At 47.1% G+C, this 22424-nt stretch carries 16 protein-coding genes; 4 read left to right on the forward strand and 12 right to left on the reverse strand.

Annotation, left to right across the window (positions count from 1 at the left end):
• Window positions 1-28 precede the first annotated feature (28 nt).
• The 10 genes from KTO58_RS13880 to KTO58_RS13925 all read right to left on the reverse strand — a co-directional run bounded on the left by KTO58_RS13880 (window position 29) and on the right by KTO58_RS13925 (window position 15259).
• Window positions 29-1639 (reverse strand): MBL fold metallo-hydrolase, encoded by a 1611-nt coding sequence (locus KTO58_RS13880; RefSeq protein ID WP_095838796.1) that lies wholly within the window; start codon window positions 1637-1639, stop codon window positions 29-31.
• The gene (locus KTO58_RS13885; RefSeq protein WP_095838795.1) at window positions 1636-2358 is read right to left on the reverse strand and encodes a thioesterase II family protein; all 723 of its coding nucleotides are present in this window, start codon (window positions 2356-2358) and stop codon (window positions 1636-1638) included. Before KTO58_RS13885 ends, KTO58_RS13880 begins: the two co-directional genes overlap by 4 nt.
• Entirely contained in the window at window positions 2355-3995 is a 1641-nt protein-coding gene (locus tag KTO58_RS13890) for an ATP-binding cassette domain-containing protein (protein WP_157752966.1), read from the reverse strand. Before KTO58_RS13890 ends, KTO58_RS13885 begins: the two co-directional genes overlap by 4 nt.
• Window positions 3996-4041: 46 nt before the next feature.
• Complete coding sequence (locus KTO58_RS13895; RefSeq protein WP_198315252.1) at window positions 4042-7128, reverse strand: non-ribosomal peptide synthetase; 3087 nt, start codon at window positions 7126-7128, stop codon at window positions 4042-4044.
• A gap of 838 nt (window positions 7129-7966) precedes the next feature.
• Window positions 7967-8695 (reverse strand): eCIS core domain-containing protein, encoded by a 729-nt coding sequence (locus tag KTO58_RS13900; protein WP_225859742.1) that lies wholly within the window; start codon window positions 8693-8695, stop codon window positions 7967-7969.
• Window positions 8696-8842: 147 nt separating this feature from the next.
• Window positions 8843-9121 carry a VOC family protein gene (locus KTO58_RS13905; RefSeq protein WP_095838793.1) on the reverse strand — a complete coding sequence of 93 codons (279 nt, stop codon included), beginning with the start codon at window positions 9119-9121 and terminating at the stop codon, window positions 8843-8845.
• A 90-nt stretch (window positions 9122-9211) separates the two neighbouring features.
• On the reverse strand, window positions 9212-10066 hold the full coding sequence (locus KTO58_RS13910; protein ID WP_198315251.1) for an aldo/keto reductase: 855 nt from the start codon (window positions 10064-10066) through the stop codon (window positions 9212-9214).
• A 373-nt stretch (window positions 10067-10439) separates the two neighbouring features.
• Entirely contained in the window at window positions 10440-13001 is a 2562-nt protein-coding gene (locus tag KTO58_RS13915; RefSeq protein WP_095838792.1) for a TonB-dependent receptor, read from the reverse strand.
• A 243-nt stretch (window positions 13002-13244) separates the two neighbouring features.
• Window positions 13245-14264 (reverse strand): SDR family oxidoreductase, encoded by a 1020-nt coding sequence (locus KTO58_RS13920; protein WP_225859743.1) that lies wholly within the window; start codon window positions 14262-14264, stop codon window positions 13245-13247.
• Between the two features lie 545 nt (window positions 14265-14809).
• Window positions 14810-15259: an SRPBCC family protein gene (locus KTO58_RS13925; protein WP_095838791.1), complete on the reverse strand. Its 450-nt coding sequence runs from the start codon at window positions 15257-15259 to the stop codon at window positions 14810-14812.
• A 1087-nt stretch (window positions 15260-16346) separates the two neighbouring features.
• Here KTO58_RS13925 and KTO58_RS13930 point away from each other — a divergent pair.
• The 4 genes from KTO58_RS13930 to KTO58_RS13945 are packed head-to-tail and all read left to right on the forward strand — an operon-like array spanning window position 16347 to window position 19855.
• Window positions 16347-17633: a beta-ketoacyl-[acyl-carrier-protein] synthase family protein gene (locus KTO58_RS13930; RefSeq protein ID WP_095838790.1), complete on the forward strand. Its 1287-nt coding sequence runs from the start codon at window positions 16347-16349 to the stop codon at window positions 17631-17633.
• Window positions 17634-17646: 13 nt separating this feature from the next.
• Window positions 17647-17907, forward strand: coding sequence for an acyl carrier protein (locus KTO58_RS13935; protein ID WP_225859744.1), 261 nt, complete (start codon window positions 17647-17649; stop codon window positions 17905-17907).
• The gene (locus tag KTO58_RS13940; RefSeq protein WP_095838788.1) at window positions 17904-19172 is read left to right on the forward strand and encodes a beta-ketoacyl-[acyl-carrier-protein] synthase family protein; all 1269 of its coding nucleotides are present in this window, start codon (window positions 17904-17906) and stop codon (window positions 19170-19172) included. Before KTO58_RS13935 ends, KTO58_RS13940 begins: the two co-directional genes overlap by 4 nt.
• 5 nt (window positions 19173-19177) lie before the next feature.
• Window positions 19178-19855 carry a 4'-phosphopantetheinyl transferase superfamily protein gene (locus KTO58_RS13945; protein ID WP_095838787.1) on the forward strand — a complete coding sequence of 226 codons (678 nt, stop codon included), beginning with the start codon at window positions 19178-19180 and terminating at the stop codon, window positions 19853-19855.
• Here the strand turns inward: KTO58_RS13945 and KTO58_RS13950 are convergent.
• Together KTO58_RS13950 and KTO58_RS13955 are read right to left on the reverse strand one after the other, a co-directional pair.
• Window positions 19852-20784, reverse strand: a complete 933-nt coding sequence (locus tag KTO58_RS13950) for an aminoglycoside 6-adenylyltransferase (protein ID WP_095838786.1) — start codon at window positions 20782-20784, stop codon at window positions 19852-19854. The two genes, KTO58_RS13945 and KTO58_RS13950, sit on opposite strands and share 4 nt — an antisense overlap.
• Window positions 20785-20787: 3 nt before the next feature.
• Window positions 20788-22410, reverse strand: coding sequence for an MBL fold metallo-hydrolase (locus KTO58_RS13955; RefSeq protein WP_095838785.1), 1623 nt, complete (start codon window positions 22408-22410; stop codon window positions 20788-20790).
• Window positions 22411-22424: the final 14 nt, after the last annotated feature.

The raw sequence follows: 22424 nt of genomic DNA on the forward strand, positions 1-22424 counted from the left end.
AAAAACAAGCTATCGTAGATCGGCTCAATTAAAAAACGATCTCCCGCTCATACAGCAATTCTTTCTCACCATAAAGGCGTTCCGCAATAATACCTCTGGCCGTACATTCATTCACCAGCTGATCAGATTGTACAATTGGGTCAGACTCCGAAGTGTACTTGGTACTGGTGATAAACTCGATCCATGGCTCCTGCCCCATCGCATATACATAGATCTCTTTAGGATGGAAAATATTGACCAGCGACATCCCCCGGCTGCAATCAGATCCCGACAGCCGCCTGGTATTATCCTGATCCCGTGTGATCTTTTTGGTAAGTAAAGGCCCATACAGCCATGTCAACGGCGCACCGTGACATTCCATACCCAGGAAGATCACATCAACCTCACCGATCCGCTTATAAATATGCTCATAAAGCTTCGGCTCCAGTATCCGCGAATCCGCCATGAACATCAAACTAAACTCACCGATCTTGATCAAATAACATAACTTACATAGGATATTCATATCGCTATGCTCCCCCGTAAAAGGAACACCCGTGATCGCCGCATCCGTAAATGTCACCGTCTCCATCTCGTCCAGCTCTATCACTTGCTGAAAACCCACATGGTTGAACATCATCTTCAGATCCGGATCTTCCAGCTTCCCTCCCTTGGCACGTGGTACCACAATATTTTTGATCTTATGACGCAACGGCAATAACGTCTCAAACAAGATGTGGTCCTGGTGATTATGAGTAATGATCACATAATCGATCACATCCGGCAGGTCGGCATCAGAAAAATGCTCAATATCTGAATGATAACCATAGTAACTGATCAAAGGATCTACCAGTATGCTCACATCCTTGGTCTCTATCAGGATACACGCATGCCCGAAATAACGCATGCGGATCTTGTCACCGGTATATTTATCGTAAGTAGGATGCGGCGTCTCTGTAAAGAACGTCTCAAACAAAGGCGCCTGCGCCGGCGTAATATTCAGCAGCTCCTTGATGTAAGACAATGTCTGCGGGTTACGCTTCATCTTCGCCAGCGCGTCAATACCAGCATGATCAAAAGGAATATCCAGTTGCAGAATGTTCATGTCACTCAACCGGGGCGTACTCAAACAGAAAGGCCGGTGGTCATTATCCGTGATCCATAACGCCAGGGACTGCGCACTCTTATCATAGAATTCACTGGAATAAAGCAAAGACTCAAAGAAACGGAATCCCGCATTGCCGTTACGGTCATAATGCAACTCTACATACCCCTGCAACAACTCCGGCACCTTCGCATACAACTCCTCCAATCCAAATCCTTTCGCATGCACCTCCAACAGCTCATCCAGCTGCTTCACCGCTTCGTAAAAGGCGATCATCTTCGCACGCTTGGCAACCGTCTCCTCCCGGAGCAATTTCACATCCTCGATCCGGCCACCGGGTATATCCATGAAAGGTCCGCCCAATAACAATGGGTTACGTACCGCTTCAGCATGTAGCTCAGGTGCCTGAATGTAAGAATCAATGATCTTCAGATGCCGGCCCACAATATTCATAGCTGCAGTAGCAGGAGAGATCAAATGGCTCCAGGCATACCATTTATCTACCAACGCTTCAAATACCACATTAGGCTTGAGATAAACTTTGCTTTCCATCATAGATAATTTAGTTTATAAGAAATGTTAGTTTTTTCAACAATCAGTTGCAGCAATTCCCGGGGCGTATCGAAAATGAAAAAATGCCGCCCCTTCATCATCCTGAAATCAACCTTAAATGCACATTCCTGCTGCCAGAGCTGTACACTCTCCTCCGGGATCTGCTCCTCCGTTCCCATCACCACCGTCATACCGACTCGCAACGGCGCCCGTCGCTCATACCGGTATGTCTCCACCGCCTCAAAATCAGCCCGGATAATAGGCTCCAGGAACGCCATCAACTCCGCATCCGCAAAAAATGCCTCCGGACAACCATCCAACTCCTTCAGCTTAGCCACAAATCCCGCAGGCGACAACTCATGCCAGCGCCCCGCCACCCGCTTCTGAGTAGCCGGCCCCGACCTGCCCGTCGCAAAAAAATGCAAGGGTGGCCGTAAACCCGCATTCGTAATATGATGCATCAACTCAAATCCCACCGTCGCACCCATACTATGACCATATATCACATAATCCCCCTCCGCCGTCACCGCCTTCACCTGCTCAAACACATCCAGTGATAACGCAGTAAGATCCCGCAACAAGGGCTCCTTGATCCGCGTACCCCGCCCAGGATACTCAACAGGTACCAACTGCAACACAGGGGGTAACACGTCCTGGAAAGGACGGTAAGAATACTTATTGCCACCCGAAAAAGGCAGGCATAGCATATTGATCCGCTTCATGACTGATTTACAATTTTATTATAATGATCATGCACAATCCTCCCCGCATTAAACTTGATCGTCCTGTCTGCCAGGTCGAAAAAATCGTCGTCATGTGTCACCGCCAGGATCGTTTTACCACTATCCCGTATCTGCTGGAGCCATGTATGGTAAAACGTACTCCTGTTCTGCGGATCCTGCTCCGCCGCCCACTCATCCAGGATGATCAACGGCTTATCTTCTAACAAGCTCAACACCAAAGCAAGGCGCTTCTGCTGCCCCTTGGACAAATTGACATCCACCTGCTTACGTACAGGATCGACTTTTAATATGCCCGTAAGATTGAATTGCTCCGTATAACGATGTAACTGCCGGTTGTCATCCCCCAGATCATGCTCATCATAGTTGGATTTGAAAAGATGATGGTTCGTATACACAACCGACATATTATTACCAAAAACAGAAAATGAAGGCCAATCCACCAGCTCATCATCGATATATACACGCCCGCTGTCAGGCCGGTATAGTCCCGTCAGCAGATTGATAAAAGTCGTTTTGCCACTGCCATTACCACCGGTGATGAAAACGATCTCCCCTTTCGAAAGCGTCAGCGATGGTATCTCCAGCGTAAAAGATGCCGCCCCATCCCCATATCGGTATACAATATCCTCAAAGCGGATCGTCTCAAATGCCCGCACCTGCTGCCATCCCGTATCGGACAAGGCATCAGCCTCCAACTGCTGATCGATGCGGTTGATCCTCCTGATAGCAATCCGGAAAGAAGTATATGCCGGCAGAAACAGGATCACCTGCGATAACGGCGCCATCATAAATAATACCGTCGTGATAAACGCCGTCACTTTTATCACATCTATCTTCATCAACACGGGCAATAAAAAAAGAATGATCCCCAACACAACATACCAGCTGTAAATACCCGACAGCTCATTCACAGCATAGCGCTTGGCAGCCTTGGTATTGAGTGTTTTACTCTCATGCCGGTTCACATAAATATGTTTATCAAACAGGTTATTACTCCGCTTGGCCGATATCTTGATCTGCTTAAATCCATGCAGTAACTCCCGCAAATGATCATAATATACATCCTGCAAATCCCTCACCACATTCAGATCCTTTTCGATCTGACGATCCCGGTATACATATATGGTTAAAAGAATCGCCATGATAGACAACAACACCGCCCCGCTCACAAATGATGTATAAAACAGGTAAGCCAACCCGCAAATGATCGTCACCGTCGCATTGATCAGCGTAATGAAGACACCAGGAATACGACTCAATATCCGCGCATCACTAATAGCCGCATAGATCTTCTCCGATCCCAGTTGCTCAAAAGAACCGTACGACGCATGCCGGACCTTCCCGATAATCGACAACTCAATATCACACATGATCTCATTCGTCAATGTCACCATATACTGCTGGAAATAACTCGATGCAATAAAAGACAGCAGGATAAGCCCTATAAAACTAAATACGGCCGTCATGTCAATCCCGCCCTGCTGCGACAGGTGTTTCAACGTGGTATTGATCAATATCAGGATGCCGACATTGGTGACGCTGCTGATAAGGCTCAACAAAAAAATAGCAACGTAAAATAACTTCGACCTGTTCTGAAATAGCTTAAATACATTCATGCCGGCGGCTTCCATATCGGTTAACAATAAAAATTCATGGCTATGGTTAACAGAGCTCTATATAGTCGTATGTCTTATCCTCCTCCAGGGCAATCAAAGCCCCTAACGCTCTGATAGTCGGATAGGTAAAAATGGCGGTAAGTTTTATATGCACCATACACGCCTGGTAGATCTTGTTGATCACCATATTGGCATTCAACGAATGCCCTCCCAATTCAAAAAAATTATCTGTAATACCTATATCTTCTCTTTCCAATACCTGCTGCCATATCTCCACCAGCAACACTTCATAACGGGATACAGGAGGCACCAGTTCCCGCTGTGACACCACAGCGGCATCCACCGCCAGCAAGGCATACAGCTGCCGCTTGTCAACTTTGCCCCGCATCGTCAACGGTAGCTCATCCACAACCAGTACCTGCTGTGGCAACAGGTGATCGGGCAAACAGCCCCGAAGCGCCGCCTGTATATCGGCTATATCCGTCTCCGTATTAGCTATGACCACAAAAGCAACCAATGCCGCTTCCCAACCCGTCTTCCCATTACCAGTCACTACCGCATCCCGTACCCCTGGCAATGCCTTCAACATTCCCTCCGTTTCTCCCGGCTCCACACGGATACCTCTTATCTTGACCTGCTCATCCCGCCGTCCCGTAAATACCAGCTCCCCTCCCGTCACCCACTTACCACTATCGCCCGTACGGTACAGCTTTTCACCGGCCACAAACGGATGATCAATAAATCGTTGCGCATACAACAACGGATCATTCAGATAGGCTACCGCCAAACCAGCACCGCCTATATATATTTCCCCTTCCGTCCCAACAGGTAACAACTCAAGCTGCGCATCCAACACATAAATACTGCAGTTGGAAATAGGCTGCCCTACCGGGATCAGCGCATCTGCCCCCTTCACTTCATGATAGGTAGCACACACCGTCGTCTCCGTAGGCCCGTACGTATTATATACCGGGATACCCGCATCCCGATAATGTTGTATATGTTCCTTCCTCAACACATCCCCACCACTGATCACTACCCGTAAAGTGTCCGCCGCCGGCAGATATTGCAACACCAAAGGCGTAGCGCTCACAACCGTCACCCCCTCCGCAGCGATCATATCACTCATCGCCGACAAATCCCGCCGCTCCTTCACAATATGTAATCGCCCTCCAACAGCCAGCACAGGAAAAATCTCCTCTACCGACGTATCAAAACTCACGGATGCCTGCTGCAATACCACATCGGCCGCCGTCAACCCGAAATAAGTATGGAAATGTGAAACGTAATTACTCATCGCCGCATGCGTAATAGCAACCCCCTTAGGACGTCCCGTAGTACCCGATGTACACAGGATATAACAGACCGCCGCCGGCGAAACCGCTCCATGATCCGCCATTACCGCTGCTGATACCTCCGATGACACTTCCACTGACGCGATACCCTCCGTCAGGATACACACCGCATGTGTAATCGACTTGTTCAATAGCTCACTGGTACACAAAGCATCACACGACATCTCCTCCAGCAAAGCCATGATCCTGTCATCCGGCTCATCCGGATCAACAGGCATATAAGTCATACCCGCAAGCATACATCCGATCATCGCACTGACCATCCCTTCATCCCTGGGCAATACCAACGCTACAACCGACTGCTCCCTGATACCGGAACGTCGTAGCAAAGCCGCCATGCGTATAGCCTGCTCATGTATAGCAACATAGGTAAAACTGGCAACAGCGGTAGTAATGGCCACCCTATCCGGATAACGTGTAACAGCTTCCCCCCACATAGCCGCAAAAGATGATTGCGGCCAACTACGCCTTACACCAGCTGAATACCCAAGCAGAGCCGATTGTTCACGCTCAGGCAGCAATGGCGCGCGACCCGCTGCCATCTCCGGCGTCCCAATCACCGCATGGATCAAGGTAGTAAGACCGGCAGACAAAGCAGCGATCATCTCCTCCTGCAAATAATCATAATGATAAATGAAACGGAGATCCATTCCCCGCCCATGATAATCCCGTATATACACCGACAATGGATCTATCTCCATCGTATTCGACAATGCCGTCACATCCGCCAACAGATCACCCAACTGAGAGACATAAGGAAAATCCTCATATGACACCCGCACGTGATACAAACGCTTGTCCAACTGGTGCAAATGCAGATCGCCTACAAGATTACCATACTGGTATTGCTGATGCCGTAATACCTGGTACATCGTCTTACCGGTATAACGAATGATATCCGCCAGCGTAGCAAGCGGATCAAAAACAAAAGGCATACATACCAGGTTCATAAACACACCTGCCGTAGCCTTATAACGCTTCTTGGGCCGGTTCAATACCGGCATGGCAATAGGCACAATATCCTGCTGCTGCGTACGCCCCAGGTACACCAGCAATAAGCTGATCAATATCTGGAATACCGACGCCTTATAAGTGGCCGCCACCTGCTCCAGCTGTCGCTTTACATCCCCATCAATATGCAGGGAATAACTACCACAATGAGAAGTAGTCCGCTTCTCCACAACACGCCGTGGGAACAGATCAGCCGGTAAAGTCGCATATTGGGATAACCAGAAATTTTTATCCTCCTGGTACTTGTTACTGTTTAGATACTGCTCATCATCAATACAATACTCACTATAAGCATAGCGCTCATACGTATATATTTCGCCGGACAATTTCGCCTGGTAAGCCGCCGCCGCCTGGTTCAACAACAACATAAAAGACCAACCGTCGCCAATAAGATGATGCACCACCGCATAGTAGTAATACCGATCAGCTGCCACCTTCAGCAATTTCATCCGGAACAGGTAATTCCCCTCAATCACAAATGGACGCAGAAAATCATCCTCCATCCATCGCATAGCCGTCTGCACCGGATCCTCAGCACCACTCAGGTCGATCAGCGCCAGCTCAAATCCCGTCACTACATCCCCTATCGTACAGGTCAGCTCATTGTCAACCACTGAAAACAGGGACCCATACACTTCCTGTGAGTCTACAACTACCTTAAATGCTTCGCTTAATAACCGGTGATCCGGATGGCCTGTCAGGGTGACATAACCACCAATATTGTATTTCGACGGATAGGCAGATATTACATGATCTAACCATATCAATCGCTGGGTTAAAGTGGGCTTACAACTCCTGGGCATCAAACAACTAATTTAAATTCACAACATGGATCTCATACACCATCTTTCAAATAAAATGATAGCATATGCTACAGAATGCCGGCAACGTCTGTGAGTTTAAATAGTACTGGCTTATCTAGGCTATTAACTCTAACGGACATAGGTAGTCACTACTCATACGACAACTGACCAAATGTAAAAAATATTCTTATACCTCCTCTGAAAAATTTCTTAAAAAAATGTGAACGATATAATTGGCATTAACGTATCACCACATTATTTCATTTACTAACTATTTATATCTGTGCTTATCATTTCTTACTTGCAACTCTTCCGTCATCAGTTTATAACAAGGCTGCAAGTCCCCCCTAAAATCACTTTTTATATCATCCACATGCTTCTGTCCGATCTTCCATACACCTAAAGTCCCTACATTCTGTTGTGCAGCATAGTGCATTTCATTGGAACGATTGTGTTCTATTTGACGTTAGCTTTGTTCTCAGCATTAAGTGCTGGTCCGTGCATCGCAGCCAGCCCTGCCAGCTGCAATTTGAGCTTTCCGGTTGATCATAACGATGCTGTAGAGAAGGATGCTTAGCTTCTCGTTACTGATTGTTCAGATTGCCTGGATAATCCATATGCTGGCTATTTATCCAATTGTTACTTACAGTTGTAATCCATTCATTAAAGCCTGCATGTATACGCTTCGCTTAATTAACTAGCGCAATAGGTGTCATTCCTGCATTTATTGTCGGAATCTCTCTTGTCAAGCTATATATACGCAGCAGTCCTGCTTCAAACCGCAATATATCGGGATCTGCCGCTACCCGCCGGTCACCAGTTTCGCCCCCATAGCATCCGCCTCGCTTTCCAGACCCCTGTCATCATTAATGTTGACTTTTCCCTTTAACTGCCGGGTCGCCTGTACTCGCCCCTGCTTCTGCTGCACCACATGCCAGGCCTCATGCGGCAAATGCCGTTCTTGCCCACTTGCCACATGTATATCCGTCCCCTGGGCATACGCCAACGCCTGCATCTGCCCCGGCTTGTCAGAATTATAATGCACCTTCACATCATCCATCGAAAATCCCGACAAATGCGCTATCCCCGTCTTCAGCTGATCCGGTAATCCCGTATCATTCGCTTTTCGCTGCACCGGCTGTTCTTCTTCCAGCAACGCAGATGCCCCTCCTGCTACACGTTGCACCGGTTCCTCTTCTTCAGCCATTCGCTGCACCGGCTGTTCTTCTTCCAACAACGCAGATGCCCCTCCTGCTACACGTTGCACCGGTTCCTCTTCTTCAGCCATTCGCTGCACCGGCTGTTCTTCTTCCAACAACGCAGATGCCCCTCCTGCTACACGTTGCACCGGTTCCTCTTCTTCAGCCATTCGCTGCACCGGCTGTTCTTCTTCCAACAACGCAGATGCCCCTCCTGCTACACGTTGCACCGGCGCATAAGCTGGCCGCGATACACCCGTAGTACCGGGATGATCCGATATAGCCCTGTAATGATGGAAGGTCGGTTGGAAATGTTTACCTAGGAATGACATGGTATGGGGTCTGGTTAAGTAATAGTATGGGATACGAGCCTTTCACAACAATCTGCACTTCTTCAAGCCGCGCTTTCTATTGAAATATACAAATAATTATTGACATTTTGCCCGGGGTCTTACGATCCCTGGCCCCCGCGACACCTGTCATACAGACTGCCCGAAGGTCAGTAAATTGTTGTCAGGGTCCAGCAAGGCAAACTCCTGCTGTCCCCAGGGCTTTCGAGCCAACGCGCCCGCAGGATGAATAGCAACCCCCTTCTCCAGCAACGATTGATAAAGCGTGTCAATATCATCTGTGCCCAGCATCAGGTACCCCTCATAATCAGTCGTCCCCATATCCCGGAAACCTAAGCTGTTCACATAGTAGTCCCTGGTTATTTCCTTATTCCGCATGGGAAGTTTGGGATGAATAGTAGTCAGCATAACAGATTTAACCTTTAAGTTAATAAGATATTCCAAAAAAAAAGGCAGGAGCATCCCCCCTGCCTGTTCCTATTCCTATTTTACAGCTACTTAGAACGCACCCGACAACAACGCAAACTCCTCCTCCGTCAGCTGAATACGCACCGACTCCATATTCTCCTGCAAATGCGACAGCGATTTCGTACCCGGTATTAACAGGATATTATCAGCACGCTTCAATAACCAGGCTAACGCAATCTGCGCAGTGGTAGCCTGGTACTTGTCAGCGATCGCCTGTATCCCCTCCTGCATCTTCTGCGGCCCCGATGCCAGCGGATACCAGGGTATAAAAGCAATATCATTTTCTATGGTATAATCCAGCACACCCTCCCACGACCGCTCAGACAAATTATACTTGTTCTGCACAGACACAATCGGCAATACCTTACGGGCACGCTCGATCGTCTTGATATCCACCTCCGATAACCCTACATACTTGATCTTCCCACTTTTTACCGCATCCACCACCGGCGCCAACGTCTCCTCCACCGGGAACCTGGGATCCACCCGGTGCAGTTGCCATAACGTCAGTTGATCCGTTTTCAACCGCTTCAGACTATCCTCAATAGTAGCAGCAATATACACCGGATCCCCGTTCGCCTCCCATTTGCCAGGCCCACTACGCTGAAAACCTCCCTTCGTTGCGATTACGATCTCATCATAAGCACCGTGCAAAGCCTCCTCAAACAATACCTCGTTCGTATATGGCCCATACGCATCCGCCGTATCAAAGAAATTAACCCCGCTTTTTACAGCCGATTGCAACAACGCAATAGCCTGCTCCCGATCTGGCGCATCACCCCATACCCCCGGACCCGTTAATTGCATGCCGCCGTATCCTAACCTGTTAATAGACAACTCACCACCTAACTGATACGTGAGTGAAATGTTATTGTTATTACTCATGATGTTTTTTTTTATAATATATTCGATAATTTACTTGTTCCTTGAACTTATCTTGGACAACTATTTCCTGATCAAAATGTGTTCCGTTCCTATAGCTCTCCTGTACCATTCCTATAGCATTCGTATAGTCATTGTATAAGCGAGGCATATAGTTGCATATACAATACTTATACAAAGCTTATACAACCTATATGCAACAAAATTGCAACAAATTGATTATCAAAAAGATAATCACATAATAATTTTATAAAATACAATACATGAAAAGGGAAAAAATGCCCCGTCTCAGTGCTGGTAATGTCGCAGGAACCCAAAAAAACAAGCTCCTGCCCATCACGAGCAGGAGCTTCGGAATAACGATCAAAAACAGCTATCAGTTACCTGGGTTAAAATTATAACGAAGCGTTATACCATAGGTCCTGGGATCACCCAACACCGCCGCATATTGCCCTGCATTCCCGGCAGCAACCAACAACTGCTCAAAATAGTTTTTGTTAAACAGGTTACGCCCCCATACAAATAATGACACTCCTTTCGCCGCCCGGAAACCGACCCTTCCATTCACCAACACATAACCGTCCACATTCAGATAAGGAGAAGGTGACGGACTGGAAGAAAACTCAGAGCGGTAAAAACCATCCAGCGCCAGGAAGAAACGACCGCCTTGTCCGAGTAACCGGCCTCCCGTAGATACCTCGCCTCCCAGCGAGGCCGTCCACTTGGATATACCAGGCAGTCTGCTACCGGATATATCCTTGAAGGCACTGGCTCCACCCGTTTCCTCCAAAGGCACCGGCGCATTCTTAAAGGATTTATATTTACCGTCCGTATAAGATACCGCACCAAACAACGACAGCTGGTTCCCAAACCGGATATTACCGTCCAACTCAGCACCACGCACCCGCACCTTCTCCGCATTGGCCAGGTACCCACGGTTCACACCTAGTTCAGCAGTCTGTACCTGCGTCTGGAAATCCTTGATATCAGTGTTATACACAGCCAGGTTCAAAGTAGAAGAAGCAGAAGGTGATGTTTTAATACCTACCTCAAAATGCTGCACATATTCCGGCTTGATCACCGCCAACTCCAGCATTGGCTTCCCGTTGGCAGTAGGAAGACCTCCCAGGTTGAGCCCCACCGGCTTATAGTTCGTTGAATAAGTAGCATAAGTATTGATAGCGCCACTGGGCCTGAAAGAAACCGTCAGCTGCCCGGAAAGGTTCGTATTATCCGTATTGGTATTGAACGCCTGATCCGTATATACGATGCTCTTTAACGCCAGTAACGCCGGGTCCGTAGTCTGCAATCCCCCGTATGTCTTACGGTCAAAATCAATCTTCTTGTAATCGTAATTGTATCGTAAACCAGGCAATACATGCAACTTATCCGTGATAGCCCAGTCCAGCTGCCCGAATACCGCCCCGCTGAACGTCTTCAATCTCGATGAAGTCCGGATACCAAACCCATCCAACAACCCGGGCGTCTTCCACAACTCACTGGTCGTACTCTGCGAAAAACGCCATTGCGCTGATCCCGATTCCTCAATATGCACGGGCGCCGTCTTAAGATCCTGCCCGATCACAAATACACCGATCACCCCACTCAACCGAGAAGAGAAATTACCGGCATACCGCACCTCCTGCGACCATTGCTGATGCTTGGACGTCGCCTGCGATAAAGTCAATACCGGCAACCCCGTAAAGTCACGGTCATTAGATGGATCCCAGTTCCAATAACGCCAGGCTGATGTAGCCGTCAAAGTACCTCCGCCTATCTTCGCATCCACATTCAACGATACCCCTCCCTGATCATTATCAGAACGCCAGGTCGTATTATGATCGATCAAACGGTCAAATGGATTACGACTGGGTAACTCATACTTAAGGTCCGCAATGATATTGTCAAATTGCCGGTAGGCCGGACGTTGCGTCTTTACCACCCCGGCTATCACCTGCGCATACCCCTCCGGACGCTGCCTGGAAGCATCCCCTATCAACGTCAAACTAACCTTGTCCGATGCCGTATACAACAACTGCACACGGCCGCCAATGTTATTCAGATCATTCACATGCCGCTGCGAAACAACATTATACAAAGTACCGTCACGCTGCGTCCCGGAAAACGCTACCTTACCGGCCAGCTTATTAGCAAGCTTACCGGTAACAGATGCCTTCGCCTGCAAATACCCGTAATTACCATAACTCACCTCCGCACTGGCGCCTGGCGTAAATGAAGGCTTCCGCGTAGTAATGTTCAACGCCCCAGCCGTCGTATTCTTGCCAAACAATGTCCCCTGCGGCCCCCGCAATACCTCCACCTGCTCCACATCCACAAAGTCAAATGTCGTAGCCGCCGGACGGGCATAATAAACCCCGTCCAGGTAAAACCCCACACCAGGATCAATACCGTCATTAGTAAGACCAAAAGTAGATCCCAACCCACGGATATTCAACGTCGTATTCCGCGGATTCGACGAATACAACTGCACCGAAGGTATCAACTCCTTCACCCGGTTCACGTTAAAAGCACCGGCATCCTCAATAACACTACCCCGCACAACCGAAATGGCAATAGGCACATGCTGTATCTTCTCATTACGGCGACGCGCCGTAACAGATACCTCGTTCAACTGACGGTTATCGATCACCAACGTAACCTCCAACACATGCTGGTTCTGCTCCGTCACCTCCACCTCCTGAGTCGTAAAACCAATAGAAGTAACCGCCAGCGAAATCGGGAACGGCGCATAAGTACGTAAACTAAACTGGCCCCTGTCATCAGCAACAGCATGATTCGTGGAACCCTTAAGGCTAATAGTAGCACCCGGTAACGGTGCCCCCTTCTCCCCTCTCACAACACCCGTGATCACTTTCTGTGCATAGGCGATGTTTACTAATAGCATCGTAAAGAACAATAGAGGTATAACTTTTCTCATGATAGTTTTGTATAGGTTGCTTTTTATTAGTTCATATAGTCTATCAAACTTATAGACAAATATAGTTCGCTGGTTTTACTTTTTTAACTTTTTTTTAATCTGTACCTTATTATTTATCTGTCAAAAAGCAAACCTATCGCCGGAAACATAAGCCCATAAAGAAAAAAAGGATCAGATTACCGCCTTCCCTTGAGTACAAAAGCAGTAACCTGATCCCGTGAAGTATATCATGCATACAAAAGGTTATGGTTGGCCACCACCACCTGCAGCACCATAAATATGACCGGTCGTATAACTGGCATCACTAGCTGCCAGCTGTACATATATAGAAGCCAGCTCCACCGGCTGCCCAGGCCGGCCCAATGGCGTATTCCCGCCGAATCCTTTCAATTTCTGCTGGGTAGCACCCCCACTCACCTGCAAAGGTGTCCAGATCGGACCCGGCGCCACCCCATTTACACGTATACCCTTAGGAGCCAGCTGCTTGGCAAGCGACTTCACATAGTTCATCGTCGCAGCTTTGGTCTGCGCATAATCATACAGATCAGGAGAAGGATCATATGCCTGCTCAGATGCCGTACCTATTATAACAGCACCTGGCCGCAAATGCGGCAACGCCGCTTTTATAATCCAAAAAGGCGCATAGATATTTGTCTTCATCGTCGCATCAAACTCCTCGGTAGTGATATCCAACAGGGAAGCCTTCGTCTGCTGCCGTGCCGCATTGCTGACAAGAATATCCAACCCTCCCAGCTCTTCCACCGCCTGCGCCACCAATTGCTGACAGAACTGCTCATTCCGCAAATCTCCGGGTATTGCCACCGCCTTCCGGCCTTCTGCTTTGATAAGCGCAATCACCTCACGCGCATCCGGCTCCTCCGTAGGATAATAGTTGATGGCCACATCTGCTCCCTCGCGCGCATATGCAATCGCAGCCGCCCTCCCCATACCGGAGTCTCCTCCCGTGATCAACGCCTTCCTGCCTTTCAAACGCCCACTGCCCTTATACGACTTTTCCCCGTGATCCGGTTGAGGATGCATCTTACCCGCCAACCCCGGCCAAGGCTGCGACTGCTCCTCAAAAGGTGGCGCAGGATATTTAGCAGCAGGATCTTCCGGCCCCGCATAATCCCCTGCCGCAGCAGGACGGCCATTCTGCCCGACCGCAATCGGCCCGATCGCCACCATGGCCATACTGGCGCAGATCCCCGTGATCGCAGATCGCCGGTCCATGACACTTTTAGCATTACTGAGTGTGTTCATATCGCTCTTTTTAATTCAGGTAAATAGCTGCCGCAATAGCATACATTCTTCTGTAAATGCTATCAAAAGCCGTGCAGGCTAATAATAAGAGTATAAGCCTGTAAAAAAAGAGGCGCTGGCAACAGCAAAACGAGGAATGTTGTAGACGATAATGCGCAGATTACATATATAGCTCAGGCTGCATTTCCCTCCTATAAAGCACAACAGCATCCTGTTACGCTCCTGATCCAACCGGGATTAGTGCCATATGAATTATAAAGAGAACCAGGATAATAACAGTGCCCCTAAGGAACAGCTACACCACTCGATTATAACAAATTAAACAATAACACTGCGCCTAACCACTCCATAGGATTATATGAAGAGTTCAATAAGGAGGACACACAGAAAAGATGGGGAACATATGACGACCAGGGCAAGCTCAAATAGAATGACTCTCCTGATAGCCGGCGATAATAACAACTTGTCTGCTTCAACAAAAAGCCCCCGAAAGCAAAGATCAGCTTGCTATCGGGGGCGTTCGTAGGTAGACTACCCTACCTGGATCAGGCATCCGGGATCTCAGGCTCTACCAGTCTCGTTAATTTATCCAAAGAATCCTGCCAACCCAAATAACACATCTCTACAGGGATAGCCGCAGGAATACCTTCCTGGGTCACCTTAATTTCAGTACCAGCAATCGTCTTACGCAACGATACCGTAGTGATCATCTCACCTGGCAAATTAGGATCATCGAAAATATCTGTATACTTCAAAAACTCATTAGGCTTGAGCGCTACATATTTACCGCCGAATGAATGACCATTACCCGTGGTAAAGTTGGTGAATGACATCTTAAAGGTGCCTCCCACCTTTACCTCCATTTCATGAACCGTACAAAGAAAACCATACGGTGGCAACCACGCAGCAATCGCCAACGCTTCTGTAAAGGCACGGTATACTTTCTCCGGTGACGTTTTAAGCACTCTGTGCAATGAAACACTATTATTTGACATAACATGAAGTTTAAAATCCTACTCATCTGGCTTTTCGGTTCCGCCCGTTTTTGTAGTGGTAACTGCTCCACTGATAGCACAAAGATGGCCGCATTTTTTCACTTCGCAGAGGTTAGATAAGACAATCTAAGGGGTCAATTGCGACCATTTGTCCCGGCATCAAAAAAGACACCCATTATCCACTCAACCGACTTAAAGACCATCGGAAAACCAACACCGTCACCAATATGAGTCCATCTGCTTACCGCAAGCAATTCAGGACCACCATAGCGTAATAAATAATGGGCACAATTAGGTTGCAGCAGATCATGCACACTTGGGCGAGTGGTACCTTACAGTAATCCTTTTATCCCAACAAAAGCCATGTTACTTTTCATTAATGCTATTCCCTATTTCGGTCCCGCTGTCGCAAGACGGGTAATAAAAGTCTGCTACAGGATAAGTAGTAAAGATCCTTTTTTTTGGGATGGCAACTCTCCTAAAATAGCTTCAAACACGGATTACGAGGAGAAAATTCTTTGCAAAATGTCCACAATACACGATCTTACAGCCCGAAGTCCTTATGCCTCCTGGCGGCCTGGTACTTTAGTTTAATCAGTTATCTGATTCCCGAATAAAGCATATACTATCAAGATTAAGGCCTATGATATCATATAAATTATTATTTTCACCGCTATATATAGAACAAAAAATTAATAGTAATGTCCCTGTTAAGACGAGTGTCGATAGGATAGGATTATAAGAACGCCGTTCAAATTAAGTAAGCCAGCTGAAGTAGTCCGAAAGCGGAAAGCAAATAATATATTCTTGCGGTAGACGACGATCAAAAACATATGCAGATGGTAAGGTATAATACCCGGTACTTATGTAATGATGCCAGCATTTAGTCTAATCCTGTATCGAGAAAACCTTTTGAGCGAACTTTAGAGGTCATGTTACAAGTAATTTCAACCTGTTAATGTCACAAATTAGATGCAAATAAAGCCCAATATGTCCCTGATAAATACGATGCATAGATAGCAAAAGTTAACTTATACTGATCTGTCCACGTAAATCATTTAAGAATTCAATTAAATAATAAACTATTATGCCCATAATAGAGGACCTGCCAACAACACGGGTTGTAATAACAGGGATGGGAGTGGTTGCACCCAATGGATGCGGGCTGAATGCATTCGCAGAAGGTATAGCCGCTGGCACTTCCGGTGTGCGGCTCATCCCTCAGTTGCAAGAATGGAAACAAGGTTGTCAGGTAGCAGGAATGCCCGAGTTTGATGATACTGTACTTACACCTTTTTTCACCGAGAATGCTTTAAGACACCTCAACAGCAGCTCTATTAAATATGGCTGTGCTGCCGCGGTCGAAGCCTGGGCAGACGCTGGTTTAACAATCAGTAAGGAAACGATGGATTGGGACACCGGATGCATCTTTGGTACCATGGCCAGTGATTTGAACGTTATCCGCGAGCTGATACAACGTATAGAAGCACATGAATACCGTAAGATGGGTACCCGTTTTATTGAGCAGATCATGTTTAGCGGTACCAGCGCTTACATCGCTGGTTTGCTGGGCGTCGGTAATATGGTGTCTTCCAATTCGTCCGCGTGCTCAACAGGTCTGGAAGCTATTGTCATGTCTTACAATCGCATAAAACATGGCTATGCCAAAAGGATGGTAGCCGGAAGCAGCGAGTCTGCCAGCCCTTATATGTGGGCTGCTGCTGATGCAATGGGCGTGCTGGGTCGTAAATCCAACGATAAGCCAGAAGCGGCATCCCGTCCGATGAGCGCAACAGCATCAGGATTCATTCCAGCTGCCGGCGGGGGGGCACTGATCCTTGAAGAGCTGGAAACAGCCTTGCAACGCGGCGCCCGTATCTATGCAGAGATCAAAGGTGGTGCCATTACATCCGGCGGTCAAAGGAACGGCGGTACCATGACGGCTCCCAATATGCAGGGGGTACAACGCTGCATATCTGATGCTATTACCGCCAGCCAGATAGACCCGAATTCAGTAGACCTTATCTGCGGACACCTGACATCCACCTTTGCAGATAAAGTGGAGATAGGCAGTTGGGTAGAAGCATTAGGCAGAAAAGGCTCGTCATTTCCATATATCAACTCGCTGAAGTCAATGACCGGCCACTGTATGGGAGGAGCAGGATCTGTGGAATCCATCGCGGCGATATTACAATTACATCATCAATTTATACACCCGAGCATTAACTGCGAAGATCCTCATCCCGAAATAACGGCATTGATCGATCCTTCCCTTATACCTGTAAAAAAACTGGACCACGCGGTCAATACCGTTATGAAAGCCAGTTTTGGTTTCGGGGACGTTAATTCCTGTATTGTATTTTCTAAATATTAAAACATATTTTTCCATGGAACGCAATGAGCTCCTGAATGAGTTCAAAACTCTTTTACGCCCTTATGTTACAGATAAAGAAGTGCTGGAAGATTTTGATGAACAAACCCACCTGACCAATGATCTTCATATTAATTCAGCACACGTAATAGATGTCGTACTGGATGTAGAGAACGCATTTGATATTCTGATAGATGACGCGTCTTTCGAAAAAATAACTACCGTAGGTTCGTGTATCGACCTGATCATAGAAAAAACAGCAGAAAAACTTCAATGAAAAGAGTTGTAATAACCGGAATGGGCGTCATTGCTCCGAACGGTTGCGGGTTGCCTGCGTTCACGCAGGCCATCCGCAATGGCAAATCTGGTATCCGGCAGATTCCCCAGCTCGAGGAATGGCATCAGGGATGTCAGGTAGCCGGTATACCAGCATTTGATGACAGTATACTATCGCAGTATTTTACGGAGAACACTACCCGGGCCTTAAAAAGTACGTCTATTAAATATGGTTGTGTAGCGGCGATAGAGGCGTGGCTGGATGCCGGACTGGTTGTTGGCAACGAACAACCAGACTGGGATACCGGTTGCATTTTTGGTACCGCCTCCAGTGATCTGGGAGTAGTACGGGAGATGCTGGGCCGGATCGACGCGTTGGAATACAGGAAACTCGGCTCCCGGTTTACAGAACAGACAATGTTCAGCGGTGTCAGCGCATACGTAGGTGGCCTGCTGGGATTGGGTAACCAGGTATCTTCTAACTGTTCTGCCTGCTCAACAGGAACAGAAGCTATTCTACTAGGATATGAGCGGATCCGGTTTGGTTATGCCAAACGGATGGTGGTTGGGAGCTGTGAAGCTTCCAGTCCTCACATATGGGGAACATTTGATGCAATGGGAGTGCTGAACCGTAAATTCAATCATCGCCCTGAGGCCGCCTCACGTCCAATGAGTGCTACCGCGGGAGGGTTTATTCCTGCCGGTGGTGGCGGCGCGCTGATCATTGAAGACCTGGATACAGCCCTCCAGAGAGGTGCCAAGATCTATGCAGAAATCAGCGGCGGGGCCGTTACCTGCGGAGGACAGCGGAATGGCGGCACGATGACCGCTTCCAATATAGCAGGAGTACAGCGTTGTATCGCGGATGCACTTTCCAACAGCCACATCACGCCGTCTTCAGTAGACCTGATCTGCGGACACCTGACCTCCACCTTCGCAGATAAACTGGAAGTACGCAACTGGGCAGAGGTATTAAACAGGAGCGGCAAGGATTTTCCTTATATCAACTCATTGAAGTCTATGATCGGTCACTGTCTGGGGGGAGCCGGCTCCATCGAATCAATCGCAGCCATTCTGCAATTACATCATCAGTTCGTTCATCCCAGTATTAACTGTGAAGACCTGCATCCTGAAATAGCTTCCCTTATAGACCCTTCCCGTATACCGGACAAAGAAAAACCTTCTGCAGTCAATACGGTGATGAAAGCTAGCTTTGGGTTTGGTGATGTTAATTCCTGTATCGTATTCAACAACTATCAGCAATAGATGGCATGTCAATAGGGAACGATATTGTTTACTTATCTGACGAGCGAAGTATTGACCGTTACAAGGAAGTTCGCTTCGTACAAAAGGTGCTAACTGCTGAAGAGATTTCCCTGATCGCTTCCATAGACGACAAACATACTTTCCTATGGTTCCTGTGGTCGTTAAAAGAAGCTGCTTACAAATATTGTAAGCGATTGCATCCGACATTGCAGTTTTCTCCATTGAAGTTTTCAGTGGACGGCTTTATTGCTCCGCATCCTTCGCTTTTGTTGCCAAGCGATATGCTGCCCCTGCTACAAGGAAATGGTTTTGATACCCTGCCAGTACTGCATGCGAGGGTCCGGACCCCGTTCTCTTTACTGGCCACACGGTCCATTTTCACTAGTGAATATGTATTCAGCGTGGCCTGTAAAGATGATCACGCATTCGACAATGTAAGCTGGGGCGTTAAAAATATCGCAGGCACAGATCACTTCACACAATCTGCTATGGTCAGGAAATTCCTGTCCGACCATATGTTGCAGCAGGGTTCCATTCCCCGGGATGCCACATTCTATTTCTCAAAAAATACGGCCCAATATCCCGAACTCTATATTAACGACAGCAGACACGATTCACTTATTTCTTTTACCCATGATCATTCTTTCATAGGGTATGCCATGTTATCGGACACTAATAGCTAAACGGCATTTTTCCTGACATCAGCTATCCATTCCCGGAAATATCTTTCGGGGTTCTGGCATCCTGCTTCCGGATATTGCGTTATCAACGAGTGGCTAAGCTCGCTAAATAGTTCAATCATGGCCATCAGGCTTTTCCAGGCGTCTTCTTCTTCATAACGGCCATAAACACCCGGCAATTGCGCTGTGATAAAAGGGGCCGCCCATTGTTCTATATACCTGCCTTTATGCCAGGTCTCAAATGCTTCTCCTTGTATACTTTTCGTATACATTTCGATGATATACAGCAACTCCTTTTTCATGATATGATCACACTCAAACTTGGCCGTAAAGAACTCTTTTCGCTGCAATTTGACCGCCATTTGTAAGGCATACTGCCAGAACTGGTTCACAGATTGATGTAATCGCTCGATCTCAAAGGATTTAGCCTTCTTATAAGCGAATACTTCGCGGGCATATTTCATTTTTGATTCGTGATCGCCTTTGTCTATCAGCGGATAATATCCCCGATGTATCTGATAGGAAAATTCGTTAAATAACGCCTCCACTTTTCCCCGTACAATACGAGGTATTAACCGGTAAAGCGGTTTATACTTCCTAATAAATGCATAACGTTTTCCCCAGGCAAGATGGTGCGTGCTGATAAATCCTATATCCAGGCATACGCCATTGGCGAAATATATCTTGGACAGGTTCCTTGTCGCCGGCCAGTGAAAGTAAGACACCGGTTCCGCTATTTCTGACAACCATTCACTATTGGTCCTGTAGTACGGGGAACGTTTACAAAACACAATAACGTCGATATCGGAATAGGCATCCGGCAGTCTCCCATCATTACCATTAGAGCCGGTAATGAGTATAAAATCGATATCCTTATTTCTGACAGCCCACTCCCGTATACTGTTAATGATCTGCTCCTGGTTACTTGCCATATCTTAATATTTATCTATGATCATTTCCTGTTTTTCGTATAAAAGTTCTTTCTCCCCATACAGACGTTCGGCGACACGCCCCTCGGCTTCGCAATTTTTCACCAGTCGATCCGACTGAATAATTGGATTGGAAGCCGCTGTATATTTGACGCTGCTGATAAATTCAACCCAAGGCTCCTGCCCCATAGCGTATACATACACTTCTTTGGGGTTAAAGATATTTACCAACGACAACCCTCTTTCACAATCTGAACCGGCCAATCTGCGACTACTATCCTGTTCACGTGTCAGCTTTTTTGTCATCAGCGGGCCATAAAGCCATGTCAACGGAGCACCGTCACATTCCATACCCAAGAACATGACATCCACATCTCCGGTCTGTTCATAAATGTGCTGGTACAAAGCGGGTTCTGATATCCTGGAATCTGCCAGGAACATGAGCTTAAATTGCCCTATCTGCACATGAAAACAAGCTTTTGTTAATATATTCAAATCACTGTGTTCACCCATAAATGGTAAACCGGTGAGCGTAATATCCCCAAAACTCATCGTCTCCATTTCATCAATGGCAGTCACATTTTTAAATCCTATATGATTAAACATCAGCTTCAGGTCTGGATCCTCCAGTTTACCACTACAGGTGCGCGGTACAATGATGTTTTTTATTTTATGCCGTAATGGTAGTAATGTCTCAAACAAGATATGGTCCTGGTGATTGTGTGTGATCAATACATAGTCGATCCTATCAGGCAGATCTACATCCGAAAAATGATCCAAATCAGAATGATATCCATAATAACTAATCAGCGGATCAATCAGTATACTGACATCTTTGGTTTCTACCAGGATACAAGCATGGCCAAAATATCGCATTCTGATCTTATCTCCTGTATATCTATTATAGGCGGGTGGAGCAACGGTAGTAAAAAAGGTATCAAAAAGGGCTTCCTGATGAGAAGTAATATCTAGTTGCTCTTTGATGTATGCCTTTGTCTGCGGTACTCTTTTCATTTTTGCCAGCTCGTCTATACCGGGATGATCGAACCGAATAGCCAGCTGCAACACCTTTTCTTCATTTAAACGAGGTGTACTGAGGCAAAATGGGCGGTGGTCGTTATCCGTTATCCACAATGCTATACTTTGCATCGTGGTATCATAATATTTACTTTTATATAACAGGGATTCGAAAAACCTAAAACCAGGATTGTTATTGCGATCATAATATAACTCTACATATCCTTTAAGTAAGGGGGGAACTTTTTTATACAGTTCTTCCAATCCAAACCCTTTCCCTTCTGCCAATAGTAGTTTGTCCAACTCCCGGATCGCTTGCGCAAAACCGATGATATGTGCATGTTTTTCATGCGTATTATCCAGCAGGTCTTTTACAGATGTTGTCCTGTCGCCTTCCAGGTCCATAAAGGGTCCTCCCCGCATTTTTGGATTTAATACGGCTTCCGCATGAAGACCGGGGGCAGAGATATACGATTCCATGATCGTCATATGCCTGCCTACAATATTCATAGCAGCAGTAGCTGGAGAGATCAGATGGCTCCAGGCATACCACCGGTCAACTAATGGTTCGAAAACAACATTAGGTTTCAGATACACTTTTTCTTCATCCATGTAATGACAGTTTT

The organism is Chitinophaga pendula, from assembly GCF_020386615.1.
Classification (GTDB): Bacteria; Bacteroidota; Bacteroidia; order Chitinophagales; family Chitinophagaceae; genus Chitinophaga; species Chitinophaga pendula.

What these genes read in the sequence shown, in the direction of transcription:
- KTO58_RS13930 (WP_095838790.1), top strand. Translation starts at nt 16,347, where the DNA reads ATGCCCATAATAGAGGACCTGCCAACAACACGGGTTGTAATAACAGGG.
- KTO58_RS13950 (WP_095838786.1), bottom strand. Translation starts at nt 20,784, where the DNA reads ATGGCAAGTAACCAGGAGCAGATCATTAACAGTATACGGGAGTGGGCT.
- KTO58_RS13945 (WP_095838787.1), top strand. Translation starts at nt 19,178, where the DNA reads ATGTCAATAGGGAACGATATTGTTTACTTATCTGACGAGCGAAGTATT.
- KTO58_RS13880 (WP_095838796.1), bottom strand. Translation starts at nt 1,639, where the DNA reads ATGATGGAAAGCAAAGTTTATCTCAAGCCTAATGTGGTATTTGAAGCG.
- KTO58_RS13900 (WP_225859742.1), bottom strand. Translation starts at nt 8,695, where the DNA reads ATGTCATTCCTAGGTAAACATTTCCAACCGACCTTCCATCATTACAGG.
- KTO58_RS13890 (WP_157752966.1), bottom strand. Translation starts at nt 3,995, where the DNA reads ATGAATGTATTTAAGCTATTTCAGAACAGGTCGAAGTTATTTTACGTT.
- KTO58_RS13915 (WP_095838792.1), bottom strand. Translation starts at nt 13,001, where the DNA reads ATGAGAAAAGTTATACCTCTATTGTTCTTTACGATGCTATTAGTAAAC.
- KTO58_RS13910 (WP_198315251.1), bottom strand. Translation starts at nt 10,066, where the DNA reads ATGAGTAATAACAATAACATTTCACTCACGTATCAGTTAGGTGGTGAG.
- KTO58_RS13940 (WP_095838788.1), top strand. Translation starts at nt 17,904, where the DNA reads ATGAAAAGAGTTGTAATAACCGGAATGGGCGTCATTGCTCCGAACGGT.
- KTO58_RS13885 (WP_095838795.1), bottom strand. Translation starts at nt 2,358, where the DNA reads ATGAAGCGGATCAATATGCTATGCCTGCCTTTTTCGGGTGGCAATAAG.
- KTO58_RS13905 (WP_095838793.1), bottom strand. Translation starts at nt 9,121, where the DNA reads ATGCTGACTACTATTCATCCCAAACTTCCCATGCGGAATAAGGAAATA.
- KTO58_RS13925 (WP_095838791.1), bottom strand. Translation starts at nt 15,259, where the DNA reads ATGTCAAATAATAGTGTTTCATTGCACAGAGTGCTTAAAACGTCACCG.
- KTO58_RS13955 (WP_095838785.1), bottom strand. Translation starts at nt 22,410, where the DNA reads ATGGATGAAGAAAAAGTGTATCTGAAACCTAATGTTGTTTTCGAACCA.
- KTO58_RS13935 (WP_225859744.1), top strand. Translation starts at nt 17,647, where the DNA reads ATGGAACGCAATGAGCTCCTGAATGAGTTCAAAACTCTTTTACGCCCT.
- KTO58_RS13920 (WP_225859743.1), bottom strand. Translation starts at nt 14,264, where the DNA reads ATGAACACACTCAGTAATGCTAAAAGTGTCATGGACCGGCGATCTGCG.